Here is a 19162-nt window from a genome sequence, read left to right on the forward strand (position 1 = left end):
ATGCATCGGCTTTATGAGAAAGTCCTAGATTTACTGTATAGTCCTAGCAATAAATCTTCCAATGCCAAAATCTGATTTACATTTATATTATGGCTTAATTTTCTCTGCAATGTATTTAATTTGTCTATTTGATCAAAAATTATTATGGGATTTAATAAAGACATTAAATGATTCAATTGGTGAATCGCTGGACCAACAGCTGCAGGCATATTAATTTGCATCATGTGTATTTGCGCATAGACTAAATACAAAAACCAAAGTAATGCACCAAACTCAAATTGATTCCATTGGGCTGCAATCACACTCGGATGTTCTTTTTGTTCCACCACAGCGATTAACCCTTCTAAAATAAATTCCGATTGTTTCACAATCATTGCTTGTTCAGATTCCGATGAGTAGTACTCAGCCAATTGCAAAAGATTAATAACTGATAAATCTTCATGTGATGTAAAGCGAATGATTTGACATCTGCTTAAAACCGTAGGCAATAAAGTGCTTAGTTGCTGAGCTAAAAGTAAAAATATCGTCTGTGGCGCCGGCTCCTCTAAAATTTTTAGTAATGAGTTCGCAGCAGCAGTATTCATTCGATCAGCCGATTCAATCACAATCAAACGATGTTTGCTCCGCTGAGGAGTCAAATAAGCATAATTTTGTAATTCTCTGATTTGATCAATTTTAATTGGACCACTACTTTTTTCTGGTTTGACCCATTCCACATCAGGATGTTCTCCATGAGCAACCATGTGACAATCAGCGCACTCAAAGCAAGGTTTATTTTCCTTTTTTTTACAGAAAATTAATTGAGTTAATTTCTTAACAAAATCCATAAAAGCAGAATCAAACGAACCCACGAATAGTATAGACTGCGGCATACGATTACTTACCCATGCGGACTGCATTTGATTCCATTGGGTTTGATATTCTTTCTTTCCATTCAATGGTGAAAGATCCTGAAGCTCATTAAAGTCGCTCATCCCTGCTGCTCTATAAATTCATTCATTGCTTTTCGAATTGACTGTTGCACTTCATCTAGCGGTTGCCTCGCATCAATTGTTATTGCATTCGTGCTCATTTCAACATGACGAATATAACTTTTATGAACACGATGGAAAAAATCAATAGATTGTTGCTCGATTCTATCAAACTCTCCTCTTGATTTGACTCTCTTCATCCCTTCCTCAGGACCAATATCTAAATAGATAATCAAATCCGGTTTAAATCCCTTCAATGCAAAAGAAGATAACTGATGTATTATCTCTTGATCTAAGCCACGTCCACCGCCTTGATAGGCCATAGTCGAAAGTTCGAATCGATCTGCGATAACCCAGACTCCTCGAAGTAATGCAGGCTTAATAATTTCCTCAAAAAGCTGAATACGGGCTGTATAAAGTAATAATAATTCACTGCGATCATCCAAAATATCACGATAATCTGGATTTTTGATCAAATCACGCAAAATCTCGCCTATTGCGGTGCCACCAGGCTCCCGAGTAGTTAGGGTTTTAATTTGTCTTTCTGCCAGCAGCTCTGTAATAGTACTTATTGCAGTAGACTTCCCTGCTCCCTCCAATCCTTCAATAACAATTAATTTCCCGCTTAATGATGGCATTAAAAATCCTTGCGTTTGTATTGATTAATTGCTTGCTTTTGCTGTTCATAAGTTTCTGAAAACTGATGTGTTCCATCTCCTTTGGCAACAAAATATAAATAATTGGATAATTGAGGATGTGCTGCTGCATCCAAGGCCTCTTTACCCACCATCGCAATCGGCGTTGGCGGTAATCCTCGATTATGATATGAGTTATAGGGCGAATCGATGAGCAAATCATTGTGAGATAGTTTTCCGGTATATGCAGCACCTAAGCCATAAATGATTGTGGGATCCATCTGTAGAGGCATTTTTTTATTTAAGCGGTTAACCATTACTCCTGAAATTAATTTTCGCTCTTGCGAAATAGCTGTTTCCTTTTCAATTATTGAGGCTGCTGTAAGTAATTCGTATGGGCTTTTATAAGGCAGGTTAGGCGCTCTGTTAGCCCAACTCGTATTTAAATAATTCATTAAATTACGATGAGCATGCTCTAACAAACTTCTCCCACTACTCCCACCTGGATATTGATAAGTATCAGCGAGTAGTAAGCCTTCCGCATTAGGATGATCACCCTGAATCGAACTCCAATCCTCCGAACGATAATTCAAATATGCTGCTCTCATCAAATCTTGAGAAATTTTCTGCTGCGTAGTCCCTGCAATTATTGTAAAATTTTGCGTTAAAACATCTCCGGCTACGATTCGATGCACTAATTGCATTGGCGTTTCACCTGGGTTGATTTGATATACACCTGCTTTAAGTTGAGAAGACAAACCTGAGTAACGAATCATCATTAAAAGCATTGAACTTGAATGGATTAGATTGTTCTCTTTTAAACTTTTTACAAATTGTGATGCCGAAGCAGCTCGGTCAACGGTGATAATAACTGGCGAACCTTGTTTTGGAACAATAGGTCTTGTGATTTGACTATAGACAATCAAAAAGAAAGAAAGGAAAGACATAAAAAACAGTATTACCACAAAAAGCACCAGTTTTTTATGTCTTGTAAACGTCATTTATACACGCTTAAATAATAAGCTACCATTTGTTCCACCAAAACCCAATGAGTTACTCAGAACGTAATTAATAGCTCTTTTTTGAGGTGTATAGGGTACATAGTTCAAATCACATCCTTCATCTGGATTATCCAAATTAATAGTGGGTGGAGCAATCTGATCTCTGATTGCTAAAACACTAAATATTGCTTCTACAGCTCCGGCAGCACCTAATAAGTGTCCAGTCATTGATTTTGTAGAGCTCACAGCCAAATCATAAGCATGTTGCTTAAATACACGTTTAATCGCTTTTGTTTCATTCAAATCATTAAGATAAGTAGAGGTACCATGCGCATTAATATAATCAATCTGTTCGGGATCAATACCTGCATCATGTATCGCTGCTTCCATTGCACGAGCAGCACCATCAGCATCATCATCTGGAGCAGTGATATGAAAAGCATCACCAGACATACCGAATCCTAAAAGTTCAGCATAAATTTTTGCGCCACGAGCTTTAGCATGCTCATATTCCTCTAGTACAAGAACACCTGCACCCTCGCCCATAACAAAACCATCTCTATCCTTATCAAAAGGTCTTGATGCTTTTGCAGGCTCATCATTACGCTTAGATAAAGAGCGTACAGCAGAAAATCCTGCTAAACATAGCGGTGTTAAGGTCATTTCGGCCCCACCACATACCATGACATCGGCATCGCCATAAGCAATCATTCGTCCAGCAAGACCAATATTGTGTGTTCCTGTAGTACAGGCAGTAACAACTGCAATATTGGGGCCTTTGAGCTGATGTCTAATTGAAATCTGTCCAGCTACCATATTGATAATACCGGCTGGAATAAAAAATGGAGAAACCTTTCGAGGACCACCCGCCATCAGTTTATCCTGATTATTGGTAATTGTCTGGATGCCGCCAATACCTGCACCCACAGCAACACCAATACGATTTGATAAATTTGCATCAATCTTCAAACCCGAATCAAGTATTGCTTCATCAGCCGCAGCAATACCGTATTGGGTAAATACATCCATTTTACGTGCATCTTTAAGCGGAACATAGTTCTCAATATTAAAATTCTTAACTTTGGCCCATATCCGTGTGCTGTACTCGGCAGCATCAAACTCATCTGCCAAAACAACGCCACTTACACCAGCCAATATATTTTGCCAAGTTTCTTCTACATTAAGTCCGACAGGGGTCACCATACCCATACCAGTAATTACTATACGCCGCTTATTCAATGAAAGCTCCTCGTAAAACCTCTCCTCCATCTCCCACACGCTAAGAGCAGAAGAGAAGGAGATAAAAGAAAACCGTTACGCTTCTTCTTTATTTAAATTAGATTCAATATAATCAATTGCTTCTTGAATCGTGGTAATTTTTTCAGCTTTTTCGTCAGGAATTTCTGTTTCAAATTCTTCTTCTAGAGCCATAACCAATTCCACAGTGTCTAAAGAATCAGCACCTAGGTCATCAACAAATGATGCATCATTCTTTAACTCTTCTTCTTTAACACCTAATTGTTCAACAACAATTTTGCGAACACGCTCTTCAACTGTACTCATAACTTGATTTTCCTCTTTCGGTTGATAGAAATTTAAAAAAACTCTGGGTTAATTACCATACTACTTCCACTTAACTTTAATTGCTTGAAAAATAAGCCTCATATTCATTCTTTAAATTTTAACCAATTTAACAAATAAGCCAGGTTCCATCTTTTTAATCTAATCACTTCAATTTAAAAGCAATTCAGAAAAACCAAAACAACCAAAGTTAAATGGAAGTGGTATAGTTTATTCATTTATACAGATAACGCAAGTGCATTTAGTCCATATACATGCCGCCATTGACATGGATTGTTTCACCTGTGATATATTTAGCACTTTCTGAAGCTAAAAAAGCAACCGCTTCAGCTATATCTCCAGGCTCTCCCAGCTTACGCATAGGAATTCTTTTTAACATTTCATCCTTTACCATATCAGGTAAAGCTGCTGTCATGTCTGTATCAATAAAACCGGGAGCGACAACATTGACAGTAATTCCCCTGCTTCCTACTTCTTGGGCTAAAGACTTACTGAAACCAACAATGCCGGCTTTTGCTGCGGTATAATTCACTTGGCCTGAATTTCCGCTTGAACCAACCACTGACCCAATAGAAATAATCCGTCCCCATCGTGCTCTAAACATGGGTTTTATACAAATTTTAGACATTTTGTATATTGAATTCAAATTTGTTTCAATTACCCTATACCACTCATCATCGTCCATACGCAGCAATAAATTATCGGAGGTTATCCCAGCATTATTTACCAATATTGAAGGAGATTGGTTCTCTTTAGCCAATTCACTTATCACTTGTTCTATTTGCTCTGAATTTGTAACATCAAGAACTAATCCCTTGCCTGATAATTTTTCTTTTTCAAAATAGGCATTAATTGATTGAGCACCTTGCTCTGAAGTTGCCGTACCAAATACCAAAGCACCTTGCTGTGCCAATTTAAGGGCTATAGCCTGTCCTATTCCCCTGCTTGCCCCTGTGACTAAGGCAATTTTTCCCTCTAGACTCATCATTTATTTTCCTCAATAGAAAATGTTTATTTGTGTAGGTTACGGCGTATTTGACAAACAATTTCAGGTTCCATGCTACAGCCATAGCTATTTACATCTCAGCATACAATCCAGGCTCGCTTTTTCCATATCTCCAGACTAGGCGAATTCTTCTTCAACCTGTTCCAGGCTAATCGTATCGTAAACACTGATAGTATTTAAGCTTCTGTCTATTCGTTTAACTAATCCGCCGAGTACTTTTCCAGGACCACACTCAAGAATTAACTCAATACCATTATTTTTAAAAAGCTGGATTGTTTCAACCCAACGAACAGGGCTGTATAGCTGCTCTTTTAACTTTTCACGTATATGCTGTACTGAGTGATAAATGCTTAAATCAACATTACTCACCACATCAGTTGTTGGGGTTTTGAATTCAATTTTAGCTAGATATTCAGCAAAGGATACTGCAGCATCAGACAATAAGGGACAATGGCATGGAACACTGACTGGAATCACTTTAGCCAGACGGGCCCCAACTTCCTCAGCTAGTCCTAATATTCGTGCGACCGCTGGAGTATGACCTGCAACAACTACCTGTCCGATTGCATTATAGTTAGCAGGAGTCACAACTTCATTTGCTTGGCTGGCTTGCTCACATAAAGTTTTTACTTGCTCATCTGTTAAACCAACAATTGCAGCCATAGCACCCAAGCCCAAAGGTACTGCATTTTGCATTACTTGTCCTCTACGGGCTACCAAACATGCAGCATCAAATAATGACAACGCATTAGCACAAACCAATGCGGCATATTCACCTAAACTATGGCCAGCCATAAGCATTGGCTGAGTAATATTATGCTGCATCAATACTCTATATACAGCCACATCCGCAGTAAGCATTGCGACTTGAGTATGCTCTGTTTGATTTAGTTTTTCTTCAGGACCATGTTGCACTAGTTTCCAAAGATCATAACCAACCGCCTCTGATGCTTCTGCAAAAGTCTTTACAACAATAGGATACTGCAACTCAAAATCAGCCAACATTCCTATTGATTGCGAACCTTGCCCGGGAAATACAAATGCTGTTTTTACCATATTAAAAATAGCTCCGAACTAAAAATTTAATTCAAAAAAGTTAACTCAAATAATCATTAATAACGAATTACCATAGCTCCCCATGTCATCCCACCTCCAAAGGACTCAATCAATAACAGCTCATCTCTCTTAATCTGATTGGTTCGAATAGAATGGTCTAGAGCCAAAGGAATAGATGCAGCCGAGGTATTACCCTGGCTACCGATAGTAACGATCACTTGTGACATAGGAAGGTCCAGTTTTTTTGCAATGGCTTGAATGATACGCATATTTGCTTGATGAGGAATGAGCCATTGAATATCTGATTTCTTTAAATGACTCACCTCTAGAACTTCATCAACAACATCACCCATAATTTTGACAGCAATTTTAAAAACCTCATTACCACGCATACTAATCGTAGCGCGTTGATTATCGAATGTTGCATTACTAAGATTTAATAGCTTTTCAGCATCATAAGAAGCATGTAATACGCTACCCATAAGACCTTGCCTGTCACTGGCACTTAGAACTACGGCTCCGGCACCATCACCAAATAAAACACAGGTCGAGCGATCAGTCCAATCCACAGCCCTGGACATGCTTTCACTGCCAATGACTAGGATATTTTTTACAGCACCAGCTGCAATATACTGTTTTGCAATATCCATCACATAAACAAAGCCACTGCATGCAGCACCAACATCAAAAGCAGGTATAGGTCGCTTAATTTTTAAAGCATGCTGAACATAACAAGCTACTCCAGGAAAGAAATGATCTGGAGTACATGTAGCAACTAATATCAAATCAATTTCATCAGCGTCCAAACCTGAAGCACTTAATGCCTGTTCAGCAGCTTTCGATGCCATATACGAGGTGGTTTCATAAGGTTGTGCAATACTACGACTGCTAATGCCAGTTCGAGTTACAATCCACTCATCGCTGGTATCCAGCATTGATTCCAGTTCAAGATTGGTAAGTTGTTTTTCAGGAATATAACTTCCAGTCCCACGTATTACAGCATTTTTCATAACAGCAATCCCTGATTTATAAAATCATTTATTTGAACGCGCACTAAATCAACTACATTATTTTTAACTTCAAGAACTGCTTGTTCAATAGCATGTTGAAACCCAATCTCGTTGGCACCTCCATGGCTTTTTACCACTATACCATTCAAACCGAGCATACTTGCACCATTATAACGAGAAGGATCAAAACGTTTCTTAAGATGCTTTAAAGCCGGACGAGCAATTAAAGCAGAAAGTTTGGTGTACCAATTCCTGTTAAATGATTCCATGATCAAACTTACAAAAAGCTTTGCAAGGCCTTCACTCGCTTTTAAAGCAACATTACCCACGAAACCATCACAAACTACCAAGTCTACTTCTCCGGTATAAAAATGATCGCCTTCTACATAGCCTACATAATTCATAACATCGCATTCAGCAAGCATATGTGCCGTACGCTTGACTTGATCATTTCCCTTCATTTCTTCCACGCCAATATTTAACAAGGCGATTTTCGGTTTGGGTTTATTCGCTACTGCTTGTACTAGTGCGGATCCCATAACTGCGAATTGAAATAAATGTTCCGCACAAGAGTCTACATTAGCACCTAAGTCAATCACCCATGTTCTACCGCGCATGGTTGGCAGCTCGGAAACTATTGCAGGTCTATCGATTCCAGGTAAAGTCTTTAAAACATAACGTGCTGTAGCCATTAGTGCACCGGTATTTCCAGCACTCACACAAGCCTGTGCCATGCCCTCCTTCACTAAGTTAATAGCTACACGCATGGACGAATCTTTTTTATTTCGCAAAGCATGTGAAGGCAATTCATCCATAGCCACCACTTCAGAAGCATGTACTATGGAAAATTGATTTGAAGAAGTCATCCCCTGCTTTTTTAGAGATGCATGAATCTTATCGTGAACTCCAACAAGAATGAGCTTCAAATCAGGATTATTTTTTGCCGCGCGAACACAGGCAGGAATCACAACACCTAAACCATGATCCCCACCCATCGCGTCAATTGCAATGGTGATATTTTTCAAGAAAATTACTCTTTTTCGTCTTCGTAAACGTTACCAGTATCAATGACTTTTCTACCACGATAATAACCATCTTCTGTCATATGATGACGACGATGTGTTTCACCTGTAGTTGAATCAACCGATAGTGTAGGCAAAGTCAGACTATCATGCGAACGTCGCATGTCACGGCGTGAGCGTGATTTTTTATTTTGTTGTACGGCCATTGTATTACTCCTAAACAAATTGCATTCATAAAGCGGGAATATTAGTGTTAATTAGATAAAATTTCAATAATATTCATTTTTTTCCCGCTAAAATTTGATTTATTTCACTGCTGCAATCATTAATTTCCGGATGAAATTGTGGCGCGTAGAGATGTAACTCATCAATTAGTATATCTTCCAAACTCACTTGCAAATTTTCAGAAACAATACACTCGTAAAGCTCCAATATCTGCTCTGCTCTCTCATCGTTACGACATACAGCAACTACAGTTATATTATCATATGGAAATTTGAATTCGTCTAGACAACGCTGGCATTGAATAGGCAAAACGCCCTTAACATGAAGATGAATCAGGTAAAAATCTTCTTTAGCTTCAATATGATAGATAATATCCAACGGACAGGGAGAAGTAATAAAATTGGGTAAACGCTCACTGAGTATCACGGTCTTAGTTTGTTGGCCTTGTTTAACCATTTCTTGTAAGTGGAGCATTATTGTCGTATCCTAAAGAGTTATATTTGTAAAAGGTCACTTCTAGAATTGCAGGCTGGGTGCAGCGCAGCCAAGCCCGGGAACGTCTGAGCCCTTGTGAAACCCTGGTTTCGCTGCGCTGCCGGCTACAATTCTGGAAAAAATAGAATATTAAGCGGTATCTCAATTTTATGAAAGCTAAAGTTATTGTTGGAATGTCTGGTGGGGTTGATTCCTCAGTTGCAGCATGGTTGTTACAAGAAGCAGGCTATGAAGTAGAAGGCTTGTTCATGAAAAACTGGGAGCAGGATGATAAAGATGGATTCTGCCCGGCAGCTCAAGATCTTGCTGATGCCCAAGCCGTATGTAATCAATTATATATTCCTCTCCATGCTGTTAATTTTTCTGAAGATTACTGGCAAAAAGTTTTCACACATTTTTTAAGTGAATATGAAAAAGGAAGAACGCCGAATCCAGATGTATTGTGCAACAAGGAAATCAAATTTAATGCTTTTTTAAATCACGCGTTGAACCTTGGCGCAGACTATATTGCTACAGGTCATTATGCTAAAAATAAAATAGAAGGAGATATTGGGCTTTTATATAAAGCCAAAGATCGTGATAAAGATCAAACCTATTTCCTTCATGCTGTAGATCCTAAAGCTCTGGCAAAAACTCTGTTTCCAGTTGGTGATTATACAAAACCAGAAATTAGGGAGTTTGCTAAAAAACTTGGTTTGGTGACGCAAGCAAAAAAAGATTCGACAGGTATTTGTTTTATTGGTGAAAAGCGGTTTAAATCTTTTCTACAAGAATTTATTTTGGCGCAACCAGGCGAGATAAAAAGCACTGATGGTAAAGTTCTAGGTAAACATGATGGATTAATGTTTTACACTTTGGGTCAAAGACAAGGATTAGGAATTGGTGGTTTACAGCATTCAACCGATGATCCATGGTATGTAGTCGATAAAGACATAACTACCAATACGTTATATGTAGCCCAAGGTAGTCAACATCCAATGCTCTATGCACAAGGTTTGATTTGCGGTCCAATCCATTGGCTAGCTGATTACAAGGATAATTTACCGCTTACCTGCTATGCTAAAACACGATACAGGCAAGCAGAACAGGGCTGTATCATATCACCTCAGGATGAAAAGCGGCATTATGTGATGTTTTCAAATCCACAAAGAGCAGTTACTCCAGGACAGTATGTTGTTTTTTATGATAAAAACCAATGTTTAGGTGGGGCTACTATTGAACAAATTATTAGATAAATACATTATACTTGTATTATAGAACGGGAGTTAAAATGGCTGCTATTGATATATCCCCTGCTACCAGTACTAGCGACATTCACTTTACTGTTAGTGCAGCAGACAAAGTTGCTGAGCTAATAAAAGAAGAAGATAATTTAAACTTGAACCTACGGGTCTCAATTACAGGTGGAGGCTGCTCTGGATTTCAGTATGGATTCAGTTTTGATGAAGAAGTCAATGAGGATGATACCGTAATTGTTCAGCAATGTTCGGATGGTGTATCCTCAGTAAAACTTCTTATTGATTCAATGAGTTATCAATACTTGCATCAAGCTGAAATTGATTATGTTCAGGGTATACAGGGCGAACAATTTGTGATTCGTAATCCAAATGCAAAAACCACTTGTGGATGTGGCTCATCATTTAGCATAGATGATGAGGATGATTACTAATCATTAGCGATTCTCATGTAATGAAGCAAAACTCAATTTTGCTTCATTACATCGCTGTTTTTAAAAATTCAATAAGGTTTCACAATTACCTTAGTTCCTATTCGAATAAAATTTTTACTTAACCATTTAGCGTCGCCCGGATGCACACGGATGCAGCCATGACTTGCATTATAATTTGGCACATGATAGGAACCATGAATTGCATAATATTTTGAATAAAACATACAATAGGGCATAGGTGAACCACCCTTACCTACAGGATAACGACTGGAAACACACCCTGGGCCACCTTTACTCCAAACCGTAAAAACACCGCTCGGTGTTTTACATCCTCTTTTTATGTCCGCACAATATTTTTTACCACCAGATCCTTTGCCGGTACGAATAACTTTACCATTCGAATTAATGGCCTTCCATGTAAGGGTATTGGGATTAAAAACAAAGGTATTTGCTGAAGCGGTGGAAGAATATAAAAGAAACCCGAATAATGGAATGAATAAAAAATAAGCTAATGATAATAAAATAGAACTTTGCTTTTCCATAATAATTCCTAACAATTTAATCCATCTTCACCCTAATTCTAGTTCATTTTTTGATCAAAACAAATTATTTTCAAGCAAAAGAACAATATTTGTTCTACTATTAATGGAAGAATGTTAAAAGGTATTTTCAATCATGACTAAACAATTGCTTACAGCTTACTGTATTTCATTGGGATGTATGTTTATTTCGTTCACAACAAATGCCGAAGATAAGGCTGCCAGCTCTACTAGTAGTTCTACAGACTCATCTTCTAACAGTATTGATGTATCTAAAGAAAACTGGTTAAAATCAGTTACACCATTGTTACCTGATCTTATTTGCAAGGGTTTTGAAAATGACCCTCAATTAAAAAAACGACTTGATGACATTAAAATGACTTTTGACCAGTGTGTCGCTAAGATTCCAGATAGTGTCAGTAAATGTCAGCAAGATCTCTACGCTAATATCCCTGATAAAATAAATACCGACAATGCAGGGGTTTGGGGGAAAGCTCTTGGTGAGTGTATCGGTAAAGATTTTGCAATAAAATACTTAATTCCCAAAAGCTAATAAGCAGTTAAGTCACGTATATCCAGCATAAAAGGTATGGAAATACCTGTTATGCTGCTAAACAAATATTATGCGTAGCATGTATAGGGGATACTGTTCGAAACAGGTACTCCCAAATATCAGTTATCACTCCAATGATTAATACCCGACTTTTTATACAACAACTCAACAAACGACTGATGCAACTCCAGTTCTTCATTATCTGCTGATAAAACAATAGGATTTGCCAAATGAAGTGCCGCAATTTCCTGCGTTTTGACTTTAGCATGACTTGATGTTTCTTCAGCCTCTGCAAACAAGCTTGTTTGACCACCAGTCATTGCCAAATAAACATATGCAAGGATCTCGGCATCAAGCAAAGCACCATGAAGTTCACGATTAAAGTGATCGATGCCATAACGTTTACATAAAGCATCAAGACTATTTCGTTGCCCAGGATATTTTTCACGTGCCAAAACGAGTGTATCAATAATAGGACAGAAGTCTTCTAACTTTTTATTCCATTTGATCAACCTCAGCTCAGAATTCAGAAATCCCACATCAAAGGCAGCATTATGAATTATCAATTCAGCGCCAATAATAAACTGCCAAAATTCATCAGCCTTTTCTGCAAATAAGGGTTTATCCTGCAAAAATTCATCACTAATCCCATGGACTCGAAAGGCACCCTCATCAACCCGGCGTTCTGGATTAAGATAGACATGGAAATGCTTGCCGGTTAATTTTCTATCCATTAATTCGACACAACCTATTTCAATCACACGATGACCATACTCATGACCTATACCCGTAGTTTCTGTATCTAAAACAATCTGGCGCATTTATTTACTCACTTAATTCTTCGATCGCTTGGTTTGCCAAAGCATCAACCAAATCATTTTCCACATGACCTGAATGCCCTTTTACCCAGTGCCAATTTATTTTATGGCGCGAAGCCAATTCATCTAATGACTTCCAAAGATCTGCATTCTTCACAGGTTCTTTTTTAGAATTACGCCAGCCATTTGATTTCCAGTTGGCTAACCAATCCATCATACCTTGTCTCAAATATTGAGAATCAGTATATAAATCAACGGTACAAGGGCGCTTTAAGGCTTCCAGGCCTTTAATCGCGGCCATAAGTTCCATACGGTTGTTCGTGGTATGTGCCTCTCCTCCGTATAAGGTTTTTTCCTGTCCCTTATAACGGAGCAACACTCCCCAGCCTCCAGGTCCTGGATTTCCTTTACATGCCCCATCGGTATAAATTTCTATACTCACGTTCATTCCTAATTTTTATTCCACAAGTGGAAAAATGGAGTGGCAAATTCCTCATCGAGAATCTTTTGCTTGATTATGGCAATATCAGGTGCAAAAAAACGATCTGTATCATAAGCTGCAACATTAGAACGGATGCGTTGATAAAATTTTTCTAATAATGTCGATGATTTTAGTGGTTTATGAAATTCAAGACCCTGTCCAGCGGCTAATAACTCAATAGCTAAAATAGTTGCAGTATTATCATTCATCTCCTGTAGCCGTCGGGCAGCACTGGTTGCCATAGATACATGATCTTCTTGATTTGCAGAAGTTGGAAGACTGTCTACCGAGTGTGGATGGGCAAGTGCCTTATTCTCACTGGCACAAGCTGCTGCAGTAACATGAGCAATCATAAATCCTGAATTTAAGCCACTTTCTTTAATGAGAAAAGCAGGTAAACCACTAAAGTTCTTATCAATAAGCAGCGCGATGCGTCGTTCTGCACCTGCTCCTATCTCAGCTACAGCCAAAGCAAGATTATCTGCCGCCATCGCAACAATCTCGCCATGGAAATTGCCTCCAGAAATAATTTGCTCTTGCTCACTAAAAACAAGCGGATTATCTGAAACAGCATTGATTTCAACGTCTAAAGTCTTTCTTACAAATCGAATTTGATGCAGTATTGCACCCATAATCTGGGGCTGGCATCTTAATGAGTAAGGGTCCTGGACCCGTGCGCAATGGCGATGAGCCTCGCGGATCTCACTTCCAGCTAATAATTCTCTATAGCATGTTGCTACATTTTGTTGTGCCTCATGACCGCGTACCTTTTGTATCCGTTCATCAAATGGCACATCACTGCCATTTGCCGCATCCACTGATAAAGCACCAGCAACGAGTGCTGTTTCAAACAAGGTTTCTGTAACAAACAAGGCATTTAATGCGATAGCTGTAGAAGCTTGTAATCCATTTAAAAGAGCTAGTCCTTCTTTCGCTTCCAATTCAATTGGTTTTAAACCTGCGATTTTCAATCCCTCAATTGCACTAATTACTTTTCCTTGATGACGAACCTCACCAACCCCTAATAAAGGTAGAGACATGTGAGCTAATGGGGCCAAATCACCGGAAGCACCTACTGAGCCTTTAGACGGAATACAGGGATAAACTTTGTGATTGAATAAAGCGATCAAAGCTTCAATCAGTTCCAGACGAACTCCAGAATACCCTTGAGCCAAATTATTTATCTTAAGCAGTAAAATTAAAGCAACAACCTCATCAGACAACAGCCCTCCAGTTCCGCAAGCGTGGGAAAGGACTATATTCCGCTGTAACTGTTTCAGGTTTTCCTCTGAAATCGTTTGATTTGCCAATGAGCCAAAACCTGTATTAATTCCATATACCGTTTTTTTATCAAGAATGACTTTTTTAACCGTTTGGTGCGATGCATGAATCCGTTCAAATGCCTCTTTAGCAAGAACACAATGCAATTGCTGATTTAAAATGTATTTGATTGACTGCAAGTTCAACTCGCCAGGTTGAAGAATAAAAGGTTCTTGCATTACCTTACCTCCTTAAATATCATTGTGTCTTTTGACCCAACATGAGATCACAACCACCAAAAGTTTGTTGGACAAAAAGCCTCACCAAAGTTTGCTCTAAGATTCCATAGGCAGCCAAAGTGAGTTTTCTTTAGCACATTTTTTTGCAAGATCATATCCTGCATCCGCATGGCGCATGACCCCAGTAGCCGGGTCATTATGGAGTACTCTTGCCAAACGTTTCGCCGCTTTATCTGTGCCATCCGCAACAATCACAACTCCAGCATGTTGTGAAAAGCCCATACCTACTCCACCACCATGATGGATGCTAACCCAAGTTGCACCACTCGCACAATTTAATAAAGCGTTGAGTAAAGGCCAATCAGAAACTGCATCACTGCCATCAATCATCCCTTCAGTTTCGCGATTAGGGCTTGCTACTGAACCAGAGTCTAAATGATCCCGTCCTATCACAATGGGCGCTTTAACATCACCATTACGAACCATTTCATTAAAGGCTAATGCTAAACGAGCGCGATCTTTTAACCCAACCCAACATATGCGTGCAGGTAATCCCTGGAACGCAATTTTTTTCTTTGCCATATCCAGCCAATGATGCAGATGCTTATTATCCGGAATTAATTTTTTAACCATTTCATCCGTAGCATAAATATCTTCAGGATCTCCTGATAAAGCAACCCATCTAAAAGGCCCTATTCCTTCACAAAATAAAGGCCGTATGTAAGCGGGAACAAAACCTTCAAATTCAAAAGCATTTTTTTCTCCCGCTTCAAAAGCCATTTGTCTTATATTATTTCCATAATCAAAAACGGGAATGCCTCTCTTTTGGAATTCAAGCATCGCACGAACCTGTACGGCCATAGACTGTTTGGCTGCAGCAACCACTTCTTCCGGTGCAGTTTTACGCAATTTTGCTGCCTGTTCTAATGTCCATCCAGCAGGAAGATATCCATTTAAGGGATCATGAGCACTCGTTTGATCAGTAACTAATGCTGGAGAAGCTCCTCGCTGAACCAACTGGGGAAAAATTTCTGCAGCATTTCCCAAAACCGCAACAGATAACGGACTATTCTTTTGACATGATTCATTTATCCATGCTAACGCTTCATCCAAGTCCCTTGTGTATCGATCTAAGTATTTTGTTTTAATACGTTTTTCTATTCTTGATATATCGCATTCAACAGCCAACACACTGGCTCCTGCCATTGTACCAGCTAAAGTTTGCGCTCCCCCCATTCCACCTAAACCACCAGTTAAAATCCAACGTCCCTCTAAGTTTCCTGCATAGTGTTTTCGGGCAGCTGCAACAAAAGTTTCATAAGTGCCTTGCACAATGCCTTGAGAACCAATATAAATCCAGCTTCCTGCAGTCATCTGCCCATACATCATCAAACCTTTTTTATCCAATTCATTAAAATACTCCCAAGTAGCCCAGCGCGGAACTAAATTAGAATTGGCAATTAGAACTCGAGGCGCATCTTCATGAGTAGTAAAAACACCAACAGGCTTACCGGATTGAATTAACAGGGTTTGTTGATCATTTAATGTCTTGAGAACATCTACAATTTTGTTAAAGCACTCCCAATTACGAGCAGCCTTACCCAAACCTCCGTAGACAATGAGAGAATCTGGATCTTCCGCCACATCCGGGTCAAGATTGTTGCACAGCATACGAAGCGCTGCTTCAGTTAGCCAGCTTTTGGCTTGTTTTTCGTTTCCTCGATTTGCTCTAATTACTCGATTTGTTTTGTAGTCTTCCATTAAGAAATGCTCCATAACGAAAATAAAATAGAAGCATCATACACCAGAGCTATTTCAGAGCATAGATATCAATTCCAGTAGCGGAATATTTGACATAAGTCATTATGTACATAACTCCGGTGTATCTTATAATAATTAATCACTTTGATTATTATATTTACCAATTACCGCTCAAAATGACCTTCAAGAGAACACATTGCCTATGATCTCTCATGACACTATGTTATAATTGCCCTACTCTGAATTTACGTATTTAAATAAAGTGCACATCAACTCTGAAAAACACCCGAAGTCACTCCGTATTTTTTTTGCAACTGAAATGTGGGAACGCTATGGTTTTTATGTAGTTCAATCTCTTTTAGCACTTTATTTAGCTTTGCATTTCAAATGGCCAGATAAGCAAATTTATGCATTAGTTGGCTCATTTACTGCCCTGACCTACCTTTCTCCTGTAGTAGGAGGATGGATTGCCGATAAACTAATAGGCCAAAAGCGTGCTGTGTTGCTCGGCGCAGTGGTACTCTTTGTAAGCTATTGTATCTTGTCATTAGTTGATAATACATTGGCACTTACAGCAGCTCTTGCAGCAATTGCCGTAGGAACTGGACTATTGAAGCCGAACATTTCATCACTTTTAGGAAATGAATATCTTACGGGATCTGCTCGTCGTGAGAGTGGTTTTACTATTTTTTATATGGGAATCACTACAGGTATTATTTTAGGGACTACCCTACCCAGTATTTTAAATGAGCATTTTGGTTGGGTTGCCTCTTTCACCAGTGCTGCTATTGGTATGATCATAGCCTTCCTTGTTTTTTTACAAGGCATCAAAAAATATAACATTAAAGACTACAATCCTTTTGTTTTTCAATATAAAAAAATCATCACAGCCATTCTCTTAATGATATTTCTGTGGTCCTTATCGTTTTATATTTTAAATTCACCTCAATTAGCCAATCTTATATTTGGGCTTGTTGTCTTATTCTCAGCCGGTTATATTTTATATTCAGTCAGTGGAGAAGATGCCAATCAATCACGTCAAACTCTAGTGATTGGTTTATTGTGCATCATTTCAGTAGTCTTCTGGTCTTTCTATTTTCAAATGTTTATGTCATTGACCCTGTTTATTTCACGAGTTGTTGAGCCCACATTTTGCGGTATTCAGTTCCCACCACCTTATTATGTAACGATTCAAAGCGTGGGAATGCTGATTATTGGTTACTTCCTCGCGAAGAAAAACCCCAAACTCAACTTAGTCGAGCGTGGATTAAATATTGGGAAAAAATTTCTTCTTGCCATACTTATTACCACAGCAGCATATGCTATTATTGCCTTAGTCTCCAACTTCACTGACAAGAATGCGTTACTTTCACCGCTTTTAATCATTCCAGCTTATTTAATGTTTTCCTTGGCAGAGCTCTTATTATCTCCAGTAGGATTATCTGCAATTACACTTCTTGCAGACAAAAACAAAGTGAGCACCCTAATGGGTATCTTTTTTGTTTCTCTGGGAATCGGCGGATTTTTATCAGGTAAACTGGCTTCATTAACAGCGATTCCTTCAGGCGAAACAAATATTGCGGTATTAAAAACCCTGTATGCTGCAGCATTCACGCAACAATTAGGAATACTCTTTATTGCTGCACTATGCTGCCTGGTCTTATTTGCAGTAATCAAATTCCTATTAACTCATGTACATTCAACTGATTCATCATCTTTGGAGTTGAAACAAAGTGGAATTTAGACATCATTTGTTTCATTTAAACATCAAATATTGAATCCCTTACTGAAAACATAAGCACATGATTAATCAATATTTTTTTTATTAATCAGCGATTTTATCGGCAATTTCGTTGCATGTGATCCGCGCAGCCCTTTTTATATAGGGAAAATACTGTTATCATTCAGCGCTTTTTATAAGTGATTAGTCTAATTTATGTCAGATCAAAACCCAATGTTAACTAAACTGTTGCAGTTGCTTGATGACAATCAAGCTATTGATGTTAAAGTAATTGATGTTCGAAAACAGACGACCATTACTGATTATATGATTATTGCTTCAGGACGCTCTTCCCGTCATGTTAAAGCTATTGCACAAAAAATAATGGAAGATATGAAATCCGCAGGCACTCCTGCCATGAATTGCACAGGACTGGAAACTGGTGATTGGGTTCTTATTGACTTTAGTGACTTTATCATTCATGTCATGCAGCCTGAATACAGGCAATATTATAATCTGGAAGGTCTGTGGGATGAGCCGTCCAAAGATTAAATACTTTTATTAAATTCGTTATGTTAAAAATCACCATCATTACTTTAGGCAATAAAATGCCCGACTGGGTTAACCAAGGGTCTAACGAGTATGCCAAACGATTAAATGATGGTGTGCAACTTAAACTAATTGAAATACCATTGATTCGCCGAGGTAAATCATCAGACTTATTGCGAATATTAGAAAAAGAGTCTGCACTTATCAGAGATGCCTTACCCAATAATGCACGAATTATTGCTCTTGATATTGAAGGTAAAACGTTTAGCAGCGAGGAGTTGGCTCTTAAGATATCTCAATTGCAACAAATACACAGCCATCTCTGTTTTATCATAGGTGGGCCTGAAGGCCTGTCTCAAGAAATCCTTAAATTATGTGATGAACGATGGTCATTATCAAAGCTTACCCTTCCCCATCCACTTGTACGCATTATTTTACTGGAAACTTTATATAGAGCCTGGTCTATTATTAACAATCATCCTTATCATAAGTAATGAATAGGAGCGGTGCTAGTAAACCATCTAATTTTAAGTTACTATGCAGTTTTTTGAGTCCAGCTAACTGACTGTGC

22 protein-coding genes are annotated in these 19162 nt (G+C 38.6%); 6 read left to right on the plus strand and 16 right to left on the minus strand.

Annotated elements, in window-relative coordinates:
• Window positions 1–11: 11 nt before the first annotated feature.
• The 11 genes from LXO92_RS11900 to LXO92_RS11950 all read right to left on the minus strand — a co-directional run bounded on the left by LXO92_RS11900 (window position 12) and on the right by LXO92_RS11950 (window position 8981).
• Entirely contained in the window at window positions 12–974 is a 963-nt protein-coding gene (locus tag LXO92_RS11900) for a DNA polymerase III subunit (protein ID WP_232891031.1), read from the minus strand.
• The gene (gene tmk / locus LXO92_RS11905; RefSeq protein ID WP_232891032.1) at window positions 971–1609 is read right to left on the minus strand and encodes a dTMP kinase; all 639 of its coding nucleotides are present in this window, start codon (window positions 1607–1609) and stop codon (window positions 971–973) included. The genes LXO92_RS11900 and tmk overlap by 4 nt, the downstream gene beginning before the upstream one ends.
• Window positions 1609–2607 carry an endolytic transglycosylase MltG gene (gene mltG, locus LXO92_RS11910; RefSeq protein WP_182349803.1) on the minus strand — a complete coding sequence of 333 codons (999 nt, stop codon included), beginning with the start codon at window positions 2605–2607 and terminating at the stop codon, window positions 1609–1611. The genes tmk and mltG overlap by 1 nt, the downstream gene beginning before the upstream one ends.
• Window positions 2608–3846, minus strand: a complete 1239-nt coding sequence (fabF, locus tag LXO92_RS11915) for a beta-ketoacyl-ACP synthase II (protein ID WP_182349804.1) — start codon at window positions 3844–3846, stop codon at window positions 2608–2610.
• 75 nt (window positions 3847–3921) lie between these two features.
• A complete protein-coding gene (gene acpP / locus LXO92_RS11920) occupies window positions 3922–4170 on the minus strand; it encodes an acyl carrier protein (protein WP_003631752.1) in 249 nt (82 codons plus the stop codon).
• A 259-nt stretch (window positions 4171–4429) separates the two neighbouring features.
• Window positions 4430–5176 (minus strand): 3-oxoacyl-ACP reductase FabG, encoded by a 747-nt coding sequence (fabG, locus tag LXO92_RS11925; RefSeq protein WP_182349805.1) that lies wholly within the window; start codon window positions 5174–5176, stop codon window positions 4430–4432.
• A gap of 135 nt (window positions 5177–5311) precedes the next feature.
• A complete protein-coding gene (gene fabD / locus LXO92_RS11930) occupies window positions 5312–6250 on the minus strand; it encodes an ACP S-malonyltransferase (protein WP_182349806.1) in 939 nt (312 codons plus the stop codon).
• 56 nt (window positions 6251–6306) lie between these two features.
• Window positions 6307–7260, minus strand: a complete 954-nt coding sequence (locus LXO92_RS11935; protein ID WP_182349807.1) for a beta-ketoacyl-ACP synthase III — start codon at window positions 7258–7260, stop codon at window positions 6307–6309.
• Window positions 7257–8285, minus strand: coding sequence for a phosphate acyltransferase PlsX (gene plsX / locus LXO92_RS11940; protein WP_182349808.1), 1029 nt, complete (start codon window positions 8283–8285; stop codon window positions 7257–7259). The genes LXO92_RS11935 and plsX overlap by 4 nt, the downstream gene beginning before the upstream one ends.
• A 5-nt stretch (window positions 8286–8290) precedes the next feature.
• Entirely contained in the window at window positions 8291–8488 is a 198-nt protein-coding gene (rpmF, locus tag LXO92_RS11945; protein ID WP_182349809.1) for a 50S ribosomal protein L32, read from the minus strand.
• Between the two features lie 73 nt (window positions 8489–8561).
• Window positions 8562–8981, minus strand: a complete 420-nt coding sequence (locus LXO92_RS11950) for a YceD family protein (protein ID WP_182349810.1) — start codon at window positions 8979–8981, stop codon at window positions 8562–8564.
• A 170-nt stretch (window positions 8982–9151) separates the two neighbouring features.
• On the opposite strand from LXO92_RS11950, the gene mnmA reads away from it, so the two are divergent.
• Window positions 9152–10237 carry a tRNA 2-thiouridine(34) synthase MnmA gene (gene mnmA / locus LXO92_RS11955; protein WP_232891033.1) on the plus strand — a complete coding sequence of 362 codons (1086 nt, stop codon included), beginning with the start codon at window positions 9152–9154 and terminating at the stop codon, window positions 10235–10237.
• A 35-nt stretch (window positions 10238–10272) separates the two neighbouring features.
• Entirely contained in the window at window positions 10273–10671 is a 399-nt protein-coding gene (gene erpA / locus LXO92_RS11960) for an iron-sulfur cluster insertion protein ErpA (RefSeq protein ID WP_182349812.1), read from the plus strand.
• Window positions 10672–10739: 68 nt separating this feature from the next.
• Here the strand turns inward: erpA and LXO92_RS11965 are convergent, their stop codons facing one another.
• Complete coding sequence (locus LXO92_RS11965; RefSeq protein ID WP_182349813.1) at window positions 10740–11213, minus strand: L,D-transpeptidase; 474 nt, start codon at window positions 11211–11213, stop codon at window positions 10740–10742.
• A gap of 133 nt (window positions 11214–11346) precedes the next feature.
• On the opposite strand from LXO92_RS11965, the gene LXO92_RS11970 reads away from it, so the two are divergent.
• The gene (locus LXO92_RS11970; RefSeq protein ID WP_182349814.1) at window positions 11347–11763 is read left to right on the plus strand and encodes a hypothetical protein; all 417 of its coding nucleotides are present in this window, start codon (window positions 11347–11349) and stop codon (window positions 11761–11763) included.
• 119 nt (window positions 11764–11882) lie between these two features.
• Here LXO92_RS11970 and dnaQ read toward each other — a convergent pair whose 3' ends face one another.
• From dnaQ to hutU, 4 genes are all read right to left on the minus strand, one after another.
• Window positions 11883–12584, minus strand: coding sequence for a DNA polymerase III subunit epsilon (gene dnaQ / locus LXO92_RS11975; protein ID WP_182349815.1), 702 nt, complete (start codon window positions 12582–12584; stop codon window positions 11883–11885).
• Window positions 12585–12588: 4 nt separating this feature from the next.
• Complete coding sequence (gene rnhA / locus LXO92_RS11980) at window positions 12589–13023, minus strand: ribonuclease HI (RefSeq protein ID WP_232891034.1); 435 nt, start codon at window positions 13021–13023, stop codon at window positions 12589–12591.
• A gap of 8 nt (window positions 13024–13031) precedes the next feature.
• Entirely contained in the window at window positions 13032–14561 is a 1530-nt protein-coding gene (hutH, locus tag LXO92_RS11985) for a histidine ammonia-lyase (protein WP_232891035.1), read from the minus strand.
• Window positions 14562–14657: 96 nt separating this feature from the next.
• Window positions 14658–16322, minus strand: coding sequence for a urocanate hydratase (hutU, locus tag LXO92_RS11990; protein ID WP_182349818.1), 1665 nt, complete (start codon window positions 16320–16322; stop codon window positions 14658–14660).
• Between the two features lie 262 nt (window positions 16323–16584).
• Here hutU and LXO92_RS11995 point away from each other — a divergent pair, with 262 nt between their 5' ends.
• From LXO92_RS11995 to rlmH, 3 genes are all read left to right on the plus strand, one after another.
• Window positions 16585–18066, plus strand: coding sequence for a peptide MFS transporter (locus tag LXO92_RS11995; RefSeq protein WP_182349819.1), 1482 nt, complete (start codon window positions 16585–16587; stop codon window positions 18064–18066).
• 192 nt (window positions 18067–18258) lie between these two features.
• Window positions 18259–18594, plus strand: coding sequence for a ribosome silencing factor (gene rsfS, locus LXO92_RS12000; RefSeq protein ID WP_182349820.1), 336 nt, complete (start codon window positions 18259–18261; stop codon window positions 18592–18594).
• Window positions 18595–18614: 20 nt separating this feature from the next.
• Window positions 18615–19085 carry a 23S rRNA (pseudouridine(1915)-N(3))-methyltransferase RlmH gene (gene rlmH, locus LXO92_RS12005; protein WP_182349821.1) on the plus strand — a complete coding sequence of 157 codons (471 nt, stop codon included), beginning with the start codon at window positions 18615–18617 and terminating at the stop codon, window positions 19083–19085.
• Window positions 19086–19162 lie beyond the last annotated feature (77 nt).

Origin of the sequence: Legionella resiliens (assembly GCF_021344005.1) — a bacterium.
Taxonomy (GTDB): Bacteria; Pseudomonadota; Gammaproteobacteria; order Legionellales; family Legionellaceae; genus Legionella; species Legionella resiliens.